The following is a 16,358-nucleotide window of genomic DNA, read 5'->3' on the forward strand; positions in this document are numbered from 1 at the left end:
CCCTACCCGGACACTTCGGGATTCAGCTGATTGACAGCCTCGGCGGCGATCTTGTTTCCGCCTCGGGCCATGTCGAATGGCGCGCCGCTGACCATGCCGCAGATGGCTTCGATATCTCCCTGGGGGGTGGGCGCCTCCAGCTCTTTCTCGAATAGGCGGCGGGCGAACTCCGCAAAGCTGATGCCCAATTCCGCCGCGCGCTGCTTGGCTCGGGCATGCATCTGATCTGGAATGGTAATGACCGTTCTCACCAGTGATATCATAGCATCATCCATCCAGCGACATGGGGCCTGAATTAACGAAAGATCCCCTCCCCACCAACGCATTTTGAACAAGCCCTTAGCAGGGCACCGAAGGCCTGCTTAACGCCAACGGGAGTCCCTTCATATGGACACGCAGGCCAGCAATCACAGGCTGAGCGCATTTCGCAGGATCTCATCCATTGCTCGCAAGTACATGGGATCGAGCCGACCTAGCCGTTCGACGAATCGATGAGTCGATACCGCCCGCACCTGTTCGACTTGGAACGCGGTGGCGGCAACAAGTCCAGTCCCTGCATCGGGCTCAACCACGACATTCAGCGGAACCGAGCGAATCGTGGACGTGCCCGGTACCACGATCACCATCTTCAGATTTGGGTGGTGCAGCCTGTCGTCGGAAACAATCAGTGCCGGGCGACGAAAGGCCTGCTCGGGATGCGCAGGGTCGGCGCCGAAATCCACCGACCACACATCACCCCGGGTGAACCGTCCCTCAGTGTTCATCCAAACCGTCTACTGAGCCAGTATCCATCCGCCTGCTCTCCATCTGGTAGGCGTCAACTTCCGACGGGGTCAGATCATCGAGCGCATCCCGGACCGACGACCACCACTCATCACGGCCGAGCTGATGTACCGCGTCGGCCACGACGTCAACCATGGACGTGCCTCGCTGTTCAGCGATCCAGGCGATCTCATCCCGCAACTCGCTTGGGACCCGCAATGTTGTCGTCTTTGAAGGCGCTATAAAAGTAGACTACCACGGCTATCTCACAGGCGTCTACCCCGCCAGCGCCGACGACCAAAGGAGCGTGTCAAGTTCGATTGATGACATCAACTGCGTCATCCCAGCCAACCGATCCCTGCATTGACATCCCGCGCAACCGCATGAGCGGCCAGGTCCCGTCGATCGCCAAGACGCCGGCCAACTCGGCTTCGCGGCGGTACATGGCGAAGTACCGAGCCTCCCCGACTTCGAACTCCTCGATGTCCGTATCTCGCGTACGACCAAAGAACTGAATGCGGTGGCCGTATTGATCAGACCAGAAGTACGGGATCGCGGTGCACTCACGAGGGGCGTCCGGGTTCGAGATGTTGTGGGCGACCACCTGGGCCTGCTCGACAGTGGTCGTCCAATGCTCGACCCGCATCGACTCCCCGTATCGAGGGTTGAACCATTCAGCGACATCACCGACTGCGTAGACATTGCTCGAGCCGGCGCATAGGAACTCGTCGCAGCTGACACCATTTCCCAAAGGAACCCCGCTATCCACCAGCCAGTCGATGTTCGGCTGCACGCCGATACCGGCAACCACCAGACCTGCTTCGTACCGGTCACCATTGTCGAGGACCACAGCCTCGACGTGGCCGTTGCCCTCTAGGTGCGAGACACTTGTACCGCACACCAGCGTCGTGCCGTTTTCGGTGTGAAGGTCGGCGCAGGCATGGCCGGGGCCTTCGCCGACGGCGCGGCACAGAGGGTTGGGAAGAGCCTCGATGACGGTGACCTGGAGGCCGAGCTTGCGCGCCGAGGACGCGACCTCTGCGCCGATGAAGCCCGCGCCAACGACCACCACGTCGGCGTCGGCCACGAACTCGCTTCGGATCGTCCGGGCGTCCTCCAGCGTGCGCATTGTGTGGACCCCAGCGAGCTCGGCGGCTCCGGGGAGCGTTCGAGCGCGTGCACCCGTTGCCACCACAAGGTGGCTGAACCGCACGGTCCGGTCCTCGAACAACACGCTCGAGGCGTCTAGGTCGACGGCGAGCGCCGCTGCGGCGGTCTCCAAATCGATGCCGTTCTCGTTCAGTTGGCCTTCGTCGCGGAAGCAGCACTCCTCACCCGAGACGTCCCCCGTGAGAAATTCTTTGGAGAGGGGCGGTCGATCGTATGGCAGGTGTGCCTCGTCCCCTACCAGCTTCACCGTGCCGTCGAAGCCGAGCTTCCGGAGTCCCTCGGCCACGCGAAGCCCACCCAGTGACGCTCCAACGATGAGCACGTCGACCTCTTCCGTCTGTGAGGAGTTCATGTCTTCCTCCATGTTGCGCATCGCGCTGAGACCTCGCCGGTCGCGCGCTGTACGGAGGCCCAAGCGAGGGGCGATTGCAGGGGCAAGCTCGCGTCGAGACGCATCGTCAGCCCTAGTGGAAGCCCGAACCGCCGTTGACCCACACGTTCTGTCCGGTCACGAGGTCCGACAGTGGGGACAACAGATAGACCGCCGTGCCGACCATGTCGTCGGGCATTTGCGTTCGCGGGAAGCAGCGCCGCGCCTCGATCTCGCGCACAACCTCGTCGCATCTCGCCAAATCTGCGGCCACGACTCTGGCGCCTTCCTGACAGAGCCCGAGAGCGTACGCGCGTCCGATTCCCTGGGCAGCGCCAGTCACAACCGCGACCTTGCCGTCCAACAGCCCCATAGCGGTCCCTCCTCACTGGGTTCGTGCGGATTCGCCGGCTCAGCACTTGGCGGGCACTCCGCTAGCTACCGAACCGGAACCCGGGCGAACCGAACTTTGACAGTATCAATTTCCTATCCTACAGGCCGGGCGAAAATCTTTCCAGGAACAAAATTCCGCGGCACTGTGTCGGTGGTACAAGATGTGAGTAACAACCCACCGCACAGCGTCTAAGCCAGCATGTTGGGGGTCGTCACGACCAACATCTCCGCTCGGGCCCGTGCCCCGCACTCCGATGCCAGTGGCTGAATAATTATTGACACAATCAATGGAGGTCACCTAGCATTCGGCCAGAAGAACAGGGGACCAGGTGACGGGAACTGCAATTGTGACGGGAGGGGCGCGAGGGCTCGGGCGGGCGTACTGCCTCGCTCTCTCCGATGCGGGCTTTCGGGTGGTGGTGAGCGACCTTCTCGATGGACAGTCTGTCGCCTACGAGATCGCCCAGGCTGGAGGTGAGGCAATCTACGTCACGGCCGACATCAGCTCGGCCGAGGACAACGTTGCGCTCGCGTCAGCAGCAGCGGACGCCTTCGGCTCGATCGACGTTCTGATCAACAACGCGGCCTATTTCTCCGAGACCACGCGAGGTCCGTTCTTCGAAGTACCGGAGATGGAGTGGGATCGAACATTCGAGGTCAATGTTCGAGGTGTATGGCTGTCCTGCTCTGCGGTCTACCCCTACATGCGAGAGCAGGGCTCAGGCAAGATCATCAACATCGCATCCAACACGTGCTTCAAGGGCACGGTTGGCTTCCCTCACTATGTGGCGAGCAAGAGCGCGGTCATCGGGTTGACCAGGTGTCTCGCTCAGGAGCTCGGCCCCGATGGCATCACCGTGAACACGGTGTCGCCCGACCTCATACCGGATCCATCGCTACGGCCGGCCGATTCGACGAGCGATGAGTTCGTTGTTGCGGGCCGCGCTCTCAAGCGCACCCAGGTCCCTGAGGACATGATTGGCACGATCTTGTACCTGGCGAGCTCTGGCGCCGACTTCGTGACCGGGCAGAACATCCTCGTCAACGGCGGTGCCCACTACCACTAGCGCTTCGCTCCAAGCGAGGCCAAGGATCACCATGAACTCCACCCTCCCCGTTTCCCACCACTACGTCGACATCCCCGACGGAAGGCTCCATCGGCTCGAGTATCCCGGCACGGGGCCTCCACTAGTGTGCGTTCACGGTGTCACTGGGACCGGCTGGGTGTGGCACGACGTCGCCGACCATCTCGCAGACGTGGCGAGCATTCACGCCGTGGACATGCGGGGACACGGCGACAGCCTCTGGTCTCCTACCCACGACTACTCGACTGCATCACAGGTCGAGGCGCTCGCTGCCCATATCGACGACGTAGGACTCGATGGCGTGAATCTCTGCGGAGCTTCTTGGGGAGCGCTTGTCGCACTCGAGTACGCCGCGGCGAATCCTCAGCGCGTGACCAGGCTGATCATCGTCGACATCGAGCCGTCCTTTGGGGTCTCGCCAACCGACGTACCGCCGCGTCCGCAGTGGTTCGACACATTCGCCGACGTGGAGGCCTGGTTGGCCGACAACCAACCTGATGCGCCGGCCAGTGCTATCGCGGCGATGGCGAACGGCTCGTTTCGCGGTGCCGATGGCGGCAAGATCGTCGCCCGGCACGACCCATTCCTCTACGAGCAGTGGCCGTTCCGCGACGGCGACCACTGGCCCGCGTTGTCGAAAGTCGCCTGCCCCACGCTGTTGGTGCATGCGACTGCAACGTTCGTGCAAGCAGACGCGATGGAGCGGATGGCTGAGCTGATCAACAACTCTCAGCTGGTGCAGCTGGAGCAGTCCACGCATGTGGTCCCGCTCGATCGGCCCGCCGATCTGAGCAATACCATCCGCGACTTCTTGGCGGCGAACCCCAGCTGAGCCCGCCACAGCTCGAGCCCACCGGTAACTGCGCTCGGTGGTCACGACGTGGATTTGAGCGTTTCCACGAGTGCAAGCACGTGCTCGGGAGACAACGGAGTCGAATCGATGGCTACTCCGGGCCCGAAGGCATCGGCGAGCGCGTTACCGATTGCTGCCAAGGCTCCGACGCAGCCCCCCTCGCCAACACCCTTGATGCCCAGTGGCGTGTTCGGAGACGGCGTGTTGTGGTGGAATATCTCAACCGTCGGCATCTCTTCAACCGATGGCACGAGGTAGTGCATGAAGGGCGTAACTGGTTGGCCGAACTCGTCGAACCTCAGATCTTCATACAGAGCCCCGCCGACGCCCTGCGCGACGGCTCCCAGGATCTGTCCCTCCACGATCGGGGGATTGATCACCCTCCCACAGTCGTGAGCTACGTGGTAATCCAAAATCTTGAGCTCGCCGGTCTCGGTGTCGAGGCGGATCACTACGCCATGCGCCGAATTGGGATAGGCCGCATTCGCATTGATCTTGCCCTCGTGATCCGGCACGTGTTGCACCGTGTCCGATTCATACCGCGCCGTCGACTCGAGCCCGGGCTCGACGCCGGGCGGCAAGTCCAGAGTGCGCACTGTCGCCACGGTTGCGATCTCGGCCAGGATGACGGATGGAGCCTCGCTCCCGGCCACATGAGCCCGACCGGCCTCGACGACGATGTCGTCTTCATTGGCCTCGAGGAGGTGGCCGGCGATACGCCTGATCTTCTCTTGGATTGGGCGGGCTGCCTTGAGGATTGCGCCACCACCGAAGATCGCCTGGCGTGAGCCGAACGCACCCAATCCGTAGGGTGTCGAGTCGGTGTCACCGAGCTCAACGCGGACGCTACCGCGCTCGACGCCGAGGGCATCGGCAACCATCGTCTCGACGAATGTTCTCGTGCCTTGACCCTGGTCGGTCACTCCCATCGCGACTAGCACGCTCCCGTCGGGTGCGACCGAGATCGAGCACGACTCATGCCCGGTCCAGTGGCTCGATGCGCCGAAGTGCGTCGGCCCCGTTCCTTCCCGATACACCGCGTAGCCAACGCCGATCTTGTAGGGCCCTTCACCGGAGTACTGGCGGCGGGCAGCCTCGACCGCGGTTTCGCCGGCCGCGACCACAGCGTCCAGGGTCTCGCGGAAACTGCCCGAGTCGAGCAACGCGCCCGAGGGCGTCACATACGGCATGTCAGCGTCGGACACGAGCATCTTGCGCCGGAGTTCGATGCGGTCGACGCCGAAATGGACGGCGATCTCGTCGACATAGCGTTCGAGGGCGAAGATCGCCTCTGGGACGCCGAACCCGCGGTAGGCGCCGCTAGGAGTCTTGGTGGTCACCCCCGCGGTAACCGAGACGCTGCACGTTGGAATGTCGTAGGCGCCGGTCATGTGACCGGCGGTCGTGAGGGCTGGCGCGAACGCAGCGGGAAAGACCTCCGCGGAACCCAGGTCCTGGAGGACATCGACCTTCAGTGCGGCGATGGTTCCATCGGGTCGGATCGCTCCATCGATCGTGATCACTTTGTCGCGCGCATGAGTGCCAGCGATCATGTGCTCGGCCCGGTCCTCCACAAACCGGACCGGTCGCATGTGACGCATGGCCAGCCAGCTGACAAGCACGTCTTCGGGGTAGACGTGTTGCTTCAGTCCGAACGCGCCGCCGATGTATGGGGCGACGACTCGTATGTCGCGCTCGGCCAGTGGGAGGACATGGGACAGTGTCGTTCGTGCGATGTGCGGGAGTTGGTTCGTGCTCCACAGCGTGAGTCGGTCGTTGACGAACTCGGCCACCGCGCCTCGGCACTCCATTGGCATGGCAGTGTGGCGGCCGATGACGTACTCGCGTCGAAAACTGCCGAGTTCGTCGATCAGTCGCTCCGCATCGGTGTGGTCGGGCTCGAGGCTGAGCAACTTGTTGCTGGCCCAGTCGTCGTAGAGCAAGGGGGCCCCTGGCTGAACGGCTGCGCGGATCGAACGGATCGGTTCCAGCTCTTCGTATTCGACGAAGACGAGTTCCGCTGCATCCTCGGCTACGTATCTATCAGTCGCCAGGACGCACGCCACCGGGGCTCCGACATAGCGGACCTTGTCGCGAGCCAGCGGGAACGTCGCCGGCGTCTCGGTGTGCGTTGCGAAGTTCGGGAATGGGCTCACATCCACGAGGTCTGCCGCGATGATGATGTCGAGAACCCCTGGAACCTCGCGTGCCAGCTCTGAGTCGATGCTCACAACTCGTCCGTGGGGCACCGTGCTGCGCACGACCGCAATCTCAGCCATGTTGGTGCGGCGGATGTCGGCGACGTAGGTGCCGCTGCCCATAAGCAGGGCGTCGTCTTGGGAGCGGGTGACGTGCGCGCCGACGTACTGGGGGCGATCCCCGATACTGCCCAGATCGGTCATGGTGACTCTCCCCAGACCGACTCAACGGCAGCGATGATTCCGCCGTAGCCCGTGCAGCGACAGAGGTTCCCCGACAATGCTTCTCGGATTCCCTCGGCCCCGGGATAGTCCGCGGGGTCGACTGTCGACAGTGTCATCAAGAACCCCGGCGTACAGAAGCCGCACTGCAGGGCGTGATGTTCCTTGAACGCAGCCTGCATCTGACTGAGCACCCCGTCCCGCGCGAGTCCCTCCACCGTCCGGACCGATGCGCCATCGGCCTGCACTGCAAGGACGATGCACGAGCGCACTGGCGCCCCGTCGAGGTCCACGGTGCATGCTCCACACACGCCTTGCTCACAACCCACATGTGTGCCCGTGAGCCCGAGGTCGTCTCGCAAGAAGTCGGCGAGCAGGCGGCGAACTGGCACGACGGCATGAACAGGCTCCCCATTGACCGATAGCTCCACTCGAATTTCGGCGGCGAGTTCTGTGGCCACTGCTACGCCGCCCGGGCCATGAGTGAACGCCGAAGCATCGTGCTGATGAGCTGTCGTCTGAATGTGGCGGGCCCATGGTTGTCATCCCACGGCTCGACCTCGCGAGCTGCGGCGGCACCTGCTTCATCGGCTGCTTCCTGACCGAGGACCCGGTCGACGAGGACCTCTTCTGCGGCCCGAAGCCGCGCCGGCGTCCCCCCGATCCCGAACGCGGTCAACCGCGAGCTCCCGACGGTCACGCCATCTTCGGACATCTCGACAATCCCCGCGATCCCGGCAACCGCGAAGTCACCTTTGCGACGGGCGAACTCGTCGAATAGGTACAGCGTCCCCACCGGCAGCTTTGGAAACTCCACGCTCACCAACAACTCCCCCTCGGCGAGCCCGTTCGCATAGGGCCCAACGAAGAACTCGTCGGCAGCGATATTGCGCCGACCTCCAGGACCCTCGGCAACGACCGTTGCATCAACGGCCAAGGCGACGGCTGGCAACTCAGCTGCTGGGTCTGCGTGGGCGACGCTGCCACCAACGGTGCCGCGAGCCCGGATCTGAAGATGACCGATGTAAGGCACCGCTTTGCCAACCAACCCGCAGTTGGCTACCAGGTCTCCGTTGCGTCCCAGCTCGGCATGCGTCGTCGTCGCGCCAACAGACCAACCGCCGCCGTGTTCTGTCATGACCCTGAGCGTTTCCACGCGAGCCAGGTCAACGAGGACCTCGGGTCGAGCCAGCCTGTAGTTCAGCATCGGGACCAAGCTTTGCCCTCCGGCGAGTGGCCGAGCCTCGTCGCCATGTTCGACGAGCACTGCCACGGCCTCCTCAATCGACTCTGGGCGGGCGTAGAGAAACGGCGGTGGCTTCATCTTCGTCCCCACGCGGTCGGACCCGGCATGGCCTTCCCCGCGGTCTGGCTACTCATTCGCGATCTCGAGGAGCCAGCGGCGGTACTCGAGCAGGGCGAGGTCAGCTCCTTTGACGAACATCTCCGCAGGGAGCACCGCTGGCACCTCGGTGGGGCGCTGAGACTCCACGATCGGCCGATCCTGGTCGGTGACCAACTGTGCGAAAGCCATGAACTCGTAGTGGTTGTCGAACCCATAGTTGCGGCCCTGATAGGTGAAGCACCGGGTGCGCTCGGGTCCAACCGGCGCCAAACACACCCACAGGACGTAGTCCTCCGTTTCGCCGGCGGCGCTGTTGAGCCGCATAGCGTTCGGAATGAAGACGCGGTACCGCTTCATTGCGCCGTAGACGGCCTCACCGCCATACGAGGATTCGGGCGCGTTCTTCACGTTGTCGGTGAACTCGGGGAACGGCCCCGCTTCGAACCGAATCTCGCCCTCTACGCGCTCGACTTCGTAGTCATCGATCCGCGGTTGTGAACTGTCGCCGAGAATGCCGTCGTGGACCCAGGCAAAGTGAGAGAAGTCGAAATAGTTCTCCAAGCGGCGTGCGAGGGAGCAGTCCCACTCGTAGATGTCGAGGTGCAAGAACTCGTAGGCGGGATCCTCGAACTCGGGGATCGACGGAGGCGGGTATCGGGGCTCATCCCCAAGGCAGGTGTACACGAGCCCACTCGTTTCAACCGTTGGGTAGCGTCGGAGCTTTGCCTTCACGAGGCCTGACAGTTCCTCGCGAGCCGGGATCCTGACTATCGAGCCGTCGGGGCTGTACTTCCAGCCGTGGTAGGGACAACGCAGGCAACCGTCGTCGACCACACCGAGTGACAGAGCTGTCCCTTTGTGGAGACACTGATCGTCGAACACGGCCGGCTCGCCATCGAGTCGAACCACCACGAGCCGTTCGCCGAACAACGTGACCGCTTGCGGTGAGTCATCGAGTTCATCCGAGTACGCGACCGGGTACCAGAACTTGTCGCGGATCGACTCGTACAAACTGCTTTCGGTCTCTGCATCGAGATAATCGACTCTCGACTCGGCTTCGGCTGCCATTTCGCCCCTCCCCGCTTGCTGGCTCCATGAGCGTCAGGCTGACAACTCGGTCAGCCATCTGCGGTAGCCCAGCGTGATCTCGTCCGCGGTCTTGACGTACATCTCCTCGCCGAGGGCGGAGGGGATGACCCCTGGCTCCAGCGATTCGACGATAGGCTGGTCTTGGTTGAGAATCTCCCACTCGAAGTCCAGGAACTCCTGATCGGCGGACTCCTCTTTCGCATAATTGCGGCCGATGAACCAGAACGACCTCGTACGGTTCGGCGCGATCGGGCTGGCCGTCATGAACAGCACATAGCGCGCCCCGCCTTCGAAGTGACGATCGAGCAGGACGCTGTGCGGCATGCTGATCCAGTACTCGTTCCGGGCGGTGATCATGTCTCTCAGATCGCGCAGGTGCTTCTTCATCTTGCCCGACGGCGGCTCGATAACCGTGGCTTCACACCTCAAAGCTCCGTCTTCCCGCCAGGTCTCGTGAACTCCCACTTCGGGTTTGTCACGCGAGCCGAGAAAGCCGTCGTGCACCCACGCGAAGTGACCGAAGTCCACGTAATTCTCGAGGCGGCGCACCGACGCGCACTCCCACTCGTACGGCTCACAGGAGATGACCCGAAACTCCGGGTCATCGAGGTGGGGAAAGTCAGGTATCTCGAACACGGGATTGTCGTTGAGACTGACCCACACCAGCCCGTGCTTGACTTCGCAGCGGTACTTACCCAGACCAATAGTGAGGTTGGCGCCCACGGCGGGGTTGGCAGGGACCTCGACAACGGCTCCGTCGGCGTTGTACGCCCAGCCGTGGTAGGGACACCGGAGGCAGCTTCCGTCTACCTCCCCGAGCGACAGCGACGCGCCCCGGTGAAGGCATTGGTCGTCGAACGCGATCCAGCATTCGTCGATACAGGCGATTGCCAGCCTCCGTTCGAGGAGGGTCACGAGGTGTGGACCATTGCCGACGTCCTCAACCCGGGCCACCGGGTGCCAGAACTGGTCGAGGCACTCGTAGAAACGGCGATCCTCCCGAGTGCTTTCCTTGTCATCAGTGAGCATTCGCACCCCCGGTATTCAAAGGTCCTCCATTGGGCAGTGCTGGCTGTTCCGCAGCTACGATAAGCAGCAGGATACATCGTCTGTATTGTTGTCGTCAATATTCACCGTGGGAGCTTTCGATGGATGCTGATGAACTCGAGACGGATGTCGACAAGGTCGCGATCGCCCCTTCGCTAGGTCCAGAGCTTCGTCGCCGCCGGAAGGCTGCGGGCCTCACCATGAAGGAGCTCGCGGCCGAGTGCGGCCTCTCCCAGCCGTTCCTCTCCCAGATCGAGAACTCCCACGCAATGCCCAGCCTCTTCGCGCTCCACAAAGTGGCCCAAGCGCTCGACACCACCACGGTTGCGCTGCTCGAGCCGAACTACTCGGCCCTCACCTTGGTCCGCCAAGGTGAGGGCGAACGGTTTGTTCTCGCTGATGGGGCCACTGTCCGCTTCCTCACCCCAGGCGAGGGTCACCGGCTCGAGGCGAACGAGACCACCGCTGCACCTGGGGTTGCGATGTCTCACAAAATCGTGCACGCCGGCCAGGAGCTGGTGAGCGTGATCGAGGGCCAGGTGACAGTTCACCTCGACGGCCAGGAGCCGATTGTGCTCGAGCCCGGCGACACCCTGTCCTACCCGGCCACAACACCCCACCGTTGGAGCTCCGGTGAACTCGGCGCCAGATTCCTGATGGTGTCGAGCCCGCCCTCGTTCTAGATGTGAGCGACCCGGGGGGGGGACCGGCGTCACTTGATGACCGCGTCACCGCCGATGGGATTGAAGGACCGGTGATGGATCCGGGCGGTGGCCGCAACCCCGTGGGGTGATGGTCCCGCATCACGTTGCTTTGACTAGGTCAATACTACGTGATCCACCTCTCGCCGCGCCCGCATCGATCATCGCTCACCGCGGTAGTACGGGACTCCGAGATGGAGCGGCTCCCGGCTTCGAGCGCGGTTGAAGACGAGCGCCACGATCGTGAGGAGGAACGGAAGCGAGAGCAGGAGTTGGTCGGGGATGTCGACGCCTCGGCTCTGAAGCGACAGCTGGTAGGCCTCGAGAAAGCCGAAGAACACCGCACCGATCAGGATCCGGCCCACGCGCCAGTTCCCGAAGATCACGATGGCCAACGCTATCCAGCCCCGGCCGCCGACTATGTCCGGGAAGAACAAGCCGGTGGAGAAGATGCTCAAGAAGGCACCGGCTAGTCCGGCGGTGAAACCACCGAAGAGAAGAGCGGCGTACTGAACCCGGTGAACCGGGATGCCCCGCATGTCACAGGCTTCCGGATTGTGGCCAACACTGCGCAGCTCCAGCCCATAGGTCGTCCGCTCCAGTCCGACCCAAACACCCACGGCGAGCACGACCGAGAAATACGTAAGCCAGTGCTGGGAGAAGAAGATGTTACCGATTGCCGGAATGTCCGACAGTAGAGGAATCTCGACGGGCGAGAACGTCGACACTGTTGGCACGGTGGTACTTCCCGAATCGAAGATGGCCCGGAGCAGGTAGAAGCTGATCCCGAGGCCGACCAGGTTGAGAGCGAGCCCGGCAACCACCTGCTCGACCTTGATCGTGACTGTGAGAAAAGCCATGAGGGCGGCAAGAGCCATCGCCCCCACGATCCCGCCGACGATGCCGAACCAGAGCGAACCGGTCTGATCGACGACGACGAACGAGGAGAAGGCACCGACAGTGACCGTTCCCTCGATACCGAGATTGAGGATTCCGGCCCGCTCGGTGACCATCTCCCCGATCGCGGCGAGCAGCAATGGGGTGGCGATGCGCAGGCACGCCGAGAGAACGCTTACGCTGACGATCGCTTCGAATACGTCACTCATGGAGGTCTACCCGAACGAGGTCGTAGCGCACCGCGACCGCCGCAACGAGGACGCACATCAATGTCACGCCCAGCAGAACATCGACCAGAGCGGCCGGAACGCCGGTCGCCACTTGCATCGACGTGGCGCCGTTCAGGATTGCGCCGGTACAGACGGCAACCAACACGACGCCCGGGGCCCTCAGCCGGGCCACCAGGGCGATGATGATGCCCGTGAACCCCACCTGATCGGAGATGTCGAGTTGAAGACGATGATGAATGCCCGTGAGCTCGCTCGCACCTGCGAAGCCGGCGATGGCACCGCTCGCGGCCATGATCAGCACAATCGACCTCGCCACGTTGATTCCCGCGTACTCCGAAACCCGTCGACTGGCTCCGATCCCACGGACCTCGTAGCCGAACGACGTATACCGCAGCATCCACCAAACCAGCGCGGCCGCCCCGATCCCAACGATTAATCCGAGGTGCAGCCGGCTCCCGAAGAACTGCGGGAGGAATGTCGAACCAGCCATGCGCTCGGTCTGGAAATAGTACGTGTCCTCGGCTTGCCACGCATCGCTCAACAGGTACGACAACAGAAACAGGATGAGGAAGTTCATCATGACCGTGGTGATGATCTCGTTGACCGCGTAGTAGGCCTTCAACGCACCCGCGATCGAAGCCCAGGCAGCACCGGCAACTCCGGCCGCGAGGAAGATCACGATCAACATGAACGCCCTGGGCAGGCTGTCGGCCCAGAGGTCGGAGACGAACCACGCAGCCATGGCGCCGGCGAAGAACTGACCCTCCGCGCCGATGTTCCACACCTTGGCCCGGAAAGCGAACGCGACTGCCAGTCCCGTGAAGATCAGCGGTGTGGCTCGGACCAACGTTTCATAGATGGCCGGCCGCGATCCCAGAGCACCGTCGAGGAGCGAGCGGTATGAGGCGAGCACTGGTGCATCGGCGGCGGCGATCAAGATCCCGCATATGGCGACGGCAACCACAACTCCAGTCGCTATCGCCACCGTCTCGCGGCCGGGTCCGACGTAGATCCGGCGCTGGAGCTTCCACCAGCGACCTCGGAGCACGCTCTTCGGGCGCGTTCGGCGAGCAGTTTCCACCGAAGCCACGTCAGGCCCTCCCATCGGTCGTACCGCTCATCGCATGACTGCTGGCGCCCGTCATCCAGCGGCCGATTGTCTCGATATCGAAATCCTGGTTCGCCACCTCGCCCATGATCTCTCCGTCGTGCAGCACCGCTATGCGGGTCGACAGGCTGACGATCTCGTCGAGGTCCTCCGATATCAGCAGGATCGCGGCTCCTCGGTCTCGTTCAGCCAGGAGGCGGCGGCGCACGTAGTCGGTGGCACCGATGTCGAGGCCCCGCGTCGGTTGAGCGATGATCAACAAACGGGGCTCGCCGGCGAGCTCTCTTGCCATGACGACTTTCTGGAGGTTGCCGCCTGACAGCGTCCGCGTGATGTGCGCCGCCGATGGGGCTGCTATCTCGAAGGACTCGAAGGCCTCATCTGCGAAGCGAGCAATCGATTTTCGCCTGAGGATGCCGCGCCGCGCGTACGGAGCGCGCCGGTGGCGGCGGAGAACCAGGTTCTCACCGATGGTGAAGTCCATGAGGAGGCCCTGTTGGATGCGGTCGGCGGGGACGCTGCCCACTCCCATGGCCGCCACCGACGCCGCGGTGGCGTCGGTGATGTCGGTGCCGCCGATGGTGATGGTGCCGGCATCGGTGTTGACCATGCCCACGAGTGCGTCGTAGAGCGCCCCTTGCCCGTTGCCCGAGACGCCGGCGATACCGAGGATCTCGCCCTCGCGGACGACCAAGTCGATCCCGCGTAGGGCGCCGCGGCCCGTTTCCGTACCCATCCGCATGCCCGTTATCTCGAGCACCGGCGGCCCCGGCGCTGGGATCTCGGCTGTCGCGGTGAGCTCTACATCACGTCCGACCATCAACTTGGTCAGCTCCGCAGCTGAGGTCTCGGCAGTCTCGACCGTCTCAACCAGACGACCGTGTCGCAGCACCGTGACCCGGTCGGAGATTCCCATGACCTCGTCCATCTTGTGGCTGATCAGGATCACGGCCAACCCCCGCTTGCGCATTCGATTCAGGGCCTCGAACAGGCGCTCGACGCCAGACGGGGTCAGCACCGCGGTTGGCTCGTCGAGGATCAACAGGTCGACGCCCAGGTACATGGCTTTGAGGATCTCGACCCACTGTTGCTGGCCCACGGGCAATCCGCCGACAGGCGCGTCGAGATCGAGGTCAACGTCGTAGGTCTCGCAAAGCTCGGCGAGCGCGGATCTGACATCGGTGAGGTCCAGCCGACGCTTGCTGGACGTGCCGATGAGGACGTTCTCGATTGTGGACATGGGAGTCACGAGCTCGAAGTGCTGGTGGACCATGCCGATCCCCGCGGCGATGGCATCGCGAGGCGATCGGAGATCGATGCGCCCGCCGCTGTGCTCGATGGTGCCGAGGTCCGGGCGCTGGACGCCGTAGATGATGCCGGCCAGCGTCGACTTCCCGGCACCGTTCTCACCCAGCAGACAGTGAATGCTGCCAGGCAGCACATCGAAGGAGATGTCGTCGTTGGCGACAACACCTGGGAAGCTCTTCGAGATGCCTTGGAGCCGGAGCGTCGGCTCCATCGTGCCGTGAGCGATCACTGGTCTCCCTGAGAAATGTCGAGCGCGGGGCTCGGCGCCCTGTCGGGCAGATTACTGCTCGGCAGGGCGCCGTTGCTTAGGACCGCTTTCGCTTGAGAAACGGTAGTTCCGACAACGTCACTCCGACGTCCCAAGTTTCTCCGGCCTCAGACCATGACAGGCGAAGGTCGCTGCCGGGGTCCGCAAGTTCATCCTCGATTCGGGCCAGACCGACAAGTCCGTTGACCCAGGAGCTCCAGACGACACTCGACGCATAGCCGGCGTGATGTTCGGTTGAACGGATCGGCAGCAGCGGGAACCGCTGAACGCGTTCTGGGACTCGCGGCGGACGCCCGATCCGCTCCTGGCCCGCCACGATGTCACGCCAGTTGAGCTCGACACCCACGAGGCGAGATGAAGGACCCCCACGCTCCTGCTCCGCGAGCAGCGCCTCCCGGCCCAGGAAATCGGCCTTGCCGAATTCGACGAATCGTTCGGCACCGATCTGGGCTGGGGTGGCCAGCCACTGAACGCTTTGCGGCGCGGTTGGGTCGCTGTCTTGTTTGAAGAGATCTGGGCCCGCCATCGTGTAGTCGATCACCGGGAGAACCAGACCCGCCTCGATACGACAGACGTCCTCGGCCAAGTCACCGAGATGCTCGAGCCCGTACGGCTCACCGGCACTGACCAGAGCATCGAACGCTGGTAGCGCTTCAGCGGCAGGCACCCATAGTTCGAAGCCACGCTCACCGGCGAAGCCGACTCGCCAGAGTCGTATGTCGACGCCCCCGAGCCGCGTCCGCGCACCCCGGCCGAACTTCAGCTCGTCCCAGTTCTCGCCTGTTGCCTTGGCAACGACCTCGAACGCATTTGGCCCTTGCACGTGGAGGATGCCCCAGTCGTTCGTCGCCAAGCTGATCTCTACGTCAAATCCAGCGCGGTGCTCCGCGAGCCACTTGTCAATTGGCGTTGCCGTATAGCAATACTCGTTCTCGCCGAGCCGAAACAGCACACCATCGATGACGACGTGGCCCTCATCGTCACAGAAGACGATATAGATCGAACTGTTGATCTGAAGCCTCGACACATCGCGAATGACCAGCTTCTGAAGAAATGCCTCCGCATCGGGGCCGCTGAAGAAGTACATCGCCAACGGGGACTTGTCCTCCAGCACGGCGCTCTCGCGCATGGCAGTCACCGCTGCGTGGTGGTTGCCGAACGACTCGGGCCGAAGCCAAACGAGGTCACCATTCGCCCATTCTGCCCAATTGTTCGAGCTGTTCAACCGCCCTAGGCGCGGCGTGAATGGTGTCCCTGTCAACGACAACAGTTCCTCGCTCATTCTTGAACTCCACTCGTCTGTTGCGATGCC

17 protein-coding genes are annotated in these 16,358 nt (G+C 63.1%); 3 read left to right on the plus strand and 14 right to left on the minus strand.

Going from position 1 to position 16,358, the window contains the following annotated elements:
• Nucleotides 1-2: 2 nt before the first annotated feature.
• The 5 genes from ACOGJC_RS17985 to ACOGJC_RS18005 all read right to left on the minus strand — a co-directional run bounded on the left by ACOGJC_RS17985 (nt 3) and on the right by ACOGJC_RS18005 (nt 2,675).
• Nucleotides 3-251, minus strand: a complete 249-nt coding sequence (locus ACOGJC_RS17985) for a hypothetical protein (protein ID WP_419846364.1) — start codon at nt 249-251, stop codon at nt 3-5.
• Nucleotides 252-407: 156 nt separating this feature from the next.
• Nucleotides 408-764 (minus strand): type II toxin-antitoxin system PemK/MazF family toxin, encoded by a 357-nt coding sequence (locus ACOGJC_RS17990; protein WP_419846365.1) that lies wholly within the window; start codon nt 762-764, stop codon nt 408-410.
• The gene (locus ACOGJC_RS17995) at nt 754-918 is read right to left on the minus strand and encodes a hypothetical protein (RefSeq protein WP_419846366.1); all 165 of its coding nucleotides are present in this window, start codon (nt 916-918) and stop codon (nt 754-756) included. Before ACOGJC_RS17995 ends, ACOGJC_RS17990 begins: the two co-directional genes overlap by 11 nt.
• 154 nt (nt 919-1,072) lie before the next feature.
• Nucleotides 1,073-2,305, minus strand: coding sequence for an NAD(P)/FAD-dependent oxidoreductase (locus tag ACOGJC_RS18000; protein WP_419846367.1), 1,233 nt, complete (start codon nt 2,303-2,305; stop codon nt 1,073-1,075).
• A gap of 91 nt (nt 2,306-2,396) precedes the next feature.
• The gene (locus ACOGJC_RS18005; protein ID WP_419846368.1) at nt 2,397-2,675 is read right to left on the minus strand and encodes an SDR family oxidoreductase; all 279 of its coding nucleotides are present in this window, start codon (nt 2,673-2,675) and stop codon (nt 2,397-2,399) included.
• 349 nt (nt 2,676-3,024) lie between these two features.
• Here ACOGJC_RS18005 and ACOGJC_RS18010 point away from each other — a divergent pair, with 349 nt between their 5' ends.
• Together ACOGJC_RS18010 and ACOGJC_RS18015 are read left to right on the plus strand one after the other, a co-directional pair.
• Nucleotides 3,025-3,762, plus strand: coding sequence for an SDR family NAD(P)-dependent oxidoreductase (locus ACOGJC_RS18010; RefSeq protein ID WP_419846369.1), 738 nt, complete (start codon nt 3,025-3,027; stop codon nt 3,760-3,762).
• Nucleotides 3,763-3,793: 31 nt separating this feature from the next.
• Nucleotides 3,794-4,612 (plus strand): alpha/beta fold hydrolase, encoded by an 819-nt coding sequence (locus tag ACOGJC_RS18015; protein ID WP_419846370.1) that lies wholly within the window; start codon nt 3,794-3,796, stop codon nt 4,610-4,612.
• Between the two features lie 41 nt (nt 4,613-4,653).
• Here the strand turns inward: ACOGJC_RS18015 and ACOGJC_RS18020 are convergent, their stop codons facing one another.
• Genes ACOGJC_RS18020 through ACOGJC_RS18040 form a run of 5 tightly spaced genes read right to left on the minus strand, consistent with a single transcriptional unit; the run spans nt 4,654 to nt 10,516 of the window.
• Nucleotides 4,654-7,035 carry a xanthine dehydrogenase family protein molybdopterin-binding subunit gene (locus ACOGJC_RS18020; protein ID WP_419846371.1) on the minus strand — a complete coding sequence of 794 codons (2,382 nt, stop codon included), beginning with the start codon at nt 7,033-7,035 and terminating at the stop codon, nt 4,654-4,656.
• The gene (locus tag ACOGJC_RS18025) at nt 7,032-7,514 is read right to left on the minus strand and encodes a (2Fe-2S)-binding protein (RefSeq protein ID WP_419846372.1); all 483 of its coding nucleotides are present in this window, start codon (nt 7,512-7,514) and stop codon (nt 7,032-7,034) included. The genes ACOGJC_RS18020 and ACOGJC_RS18025 overlap by 4 nt, the downstream gene beginning before the upstream one ends.
• A 2-nt stretch (nt 7,515-7,516) precedes the next feature.
• On the minus strand, nt 7,517-8,377 hold the full coding sequence (locus tag ACOGJC_RS18030) for an FAD binding domain-containing protein (protein WP_419846373.1): 861 nt from the start codon (nt 8,375-8,377) through the stop codon (nt 7,517-7,519).
• 48 nt (nt 8,378-8,425) lie between these two features.
• Entirely contained in the window at nt 8,426-9,466 is a 1,041-nt protein-coding gene (locus tag ACOGJC_RS18035; protein WP_419846374.1) for a Rieske 2Fe-2S domain-containing protein, read from the minus strand.
• A 33-nt stretch (nt 9,467-9,499) separates the two neighbouring features.
• The gene (locus ACOGJC_RS18040; protein ID WP_419846375.1) at nt 9,500-10,516 is read right to left on the minus strand and encodes a Rieske 2Fe-2S domain-containing protein; all 1,017 of its coding nucleotides are present in this window, start codon (nt 10,514-10,516) and stop codon (nt 9,500-9,502) included.
• A gap of 119 nt (nt 10,517-10,635) precedes the next feature.
• On the opposite strand from ACOGJC_RS18040, the gene ACOGJC_RS18045 reads away from it, so the two are divergent.
• Complete coding sequence (locus tag ACOGJC_RS18045) at nt 10,636-11,217, plus strand: helix-turn-helix domain-containing protein (RefSeq protein WP_419846376.1); 582 nt, start codon at nt 10,636-10,638, stop codon at nt 11,215-11,217.
• A gap of 179 nt (nt 11,218-11,396) precedes the next feature.
• On the opposite strand, the gene ACOGJC_RS18050 is transcribed toward ACOGJC_RS18045, so the two are convergent.
• The 4 genes from ACOGJC_RS18050 to ACOGJC_RS18065 form a co-directional block, all read right to left on the minus strand.
• Nucleotides 11,397-12,341: an ABC transporter permease gene (locus ACOGJC_RS18050; RefSeq protein ID WP_419846377.1), complete on the minus strand. Its 945-nt coding sequence runs from the start codon at nt 12,339-12,341 to the stop codon at nt 11,397-11,399.
• Nucleotides 12,334-13,452, minus strand: a complete 1,119-nt coding sequence (locus tag ACOGJC_RS18055; RefSeq protein WP_419846378.1) for an ABC transporter permease — start codon at nt 13,450-13,452, stop codon at nt 12,334-12,336. Before ACOGJC_RS18055 ends, ACOGJC_RS18050 begins: the two co-directional genes overlap by 8 nt.
• A gap of 1 nt (nt 13,453) precedes the next feature.
• A complete protein-coding gene (locus tag ACOGJC_RS18060; RefSeq protein ID WP_419846379.1) occupies nt 13,454-15,007 on the minus strand; it encodes an ABC transporter ATP-binding protein in 1,554 nt (517 codons plus the stop codon).
• Nucleotides 15,008-15,083: 76 nt separating this feature from the next.
• Nucleotides 15,084-16,328 carry an aminomethyltransferase family protein gene (locus ACOGJC_RS18065; RefSeq protein WP_419846380.1) on the minus strand — a complete coding sequence of 415 codons (1,245 nt, stop codon included), beginning with the start codon at nt 16,326-16,328 and terminating at the stop codon, nt 15,084-15,086.
• Nucleotides 16,329-16,358 lie beyond the last annotated feature (30 nt).

This window comes from Candidatus Poriferisocius sp. (assembly GCF_965204015.1).
In the GTDB taxonomy this organism is placed as follows: domain Bacteria; phylum Actinomycetota; class Acidimicrobiia; order Acidimicrobiales; family Bin134; genus Poriferisocius.

Coding starts and splice junctions, on each gene's coding strand:
- ACOGJC_RS17995 (WP_419846366.1), bottom strand. CDS start 918: ATGGTTGACGTCGTGGCCGACGCGGTACATCAGCTCGGCCGTGATGAG.
- ACOGJC_RS18040 (WP_419846375.1), bottom strand. CDS start 10,516: ATGCTCACTGATGACAAGGAAAGCACTCGGGAGGATCGCCGTTTCTAC.
- ACOGJC_RS17990 (WP_419846365.1), bottom strand. CDS start 764: ATGAACACTGAGGGACGGTTCACCCGGGGTGATGTGTGGTCGGTGGAT.
- ACOGJC_RS18030 (WP_419846373.1), bottom strand. CDS start 8,377: ATGAAGCCACCGCCGTTTCTCTACGCCCGCCCAGAGTCGATTGAGGAG.
- ACOGJC_RS18000 (WP_419846367.1), bottom strand. CDS start 2,305: ATGCGCAACATGGAGGAAGACATGAACTCCTCACAGACGGAAGAGGTC.
- ACOGJC_RS18005 (WP_419846368.1), bottom strand. CDS start 2,675: ATGGGGCTGTTGGACGGCAAGGTCGCGGTTGTGACTGGCGCTGCCCAG.
- ACOGJC_RS18020 (WP_419846371.1), bottom strand. CDS start 7,035: ATGACCGATCTGGGCAGTATCGGGGATCGCCCCCAGTACGTCGGCGCG.
- ACOGJC_RS18050 (WP_419846377.1), bottom strand. CDS start 12,341: ATGAGTGACGTATTCGAAGCGATCGTCAGCGTAAGCGTTCTCTCGGCG.
- ACOGJC_RS18035 (WP_419846374.1), bottom strand. CDS start 9,466: ATGGCAGCCGAAGCCGAGTCGAGAGTCGATTATCTCGATGCAGAGACC.
- ACOGJC_RS18015 (WP_419846370.1), top strand. CDS start 3,794: ATGAACTCCACCCTCCCCGTTTCCCACCACTACGTCGACATCCCCGAC.
- ACOGJC_RS18065 (WP_419846380.1), bottom strand. CDS start 16,328: ATGAGCGAGGAACTGTTGTCGTTGACAGGGACACCATTCACGCCGCGC.
- ACOGJC_RS18045 (WP_419846376.1), top strand. CDS start 10,636: ATGGATGCTGATGAACTCGAGACGGATGTCGACAAGGTCGCGATCGCC.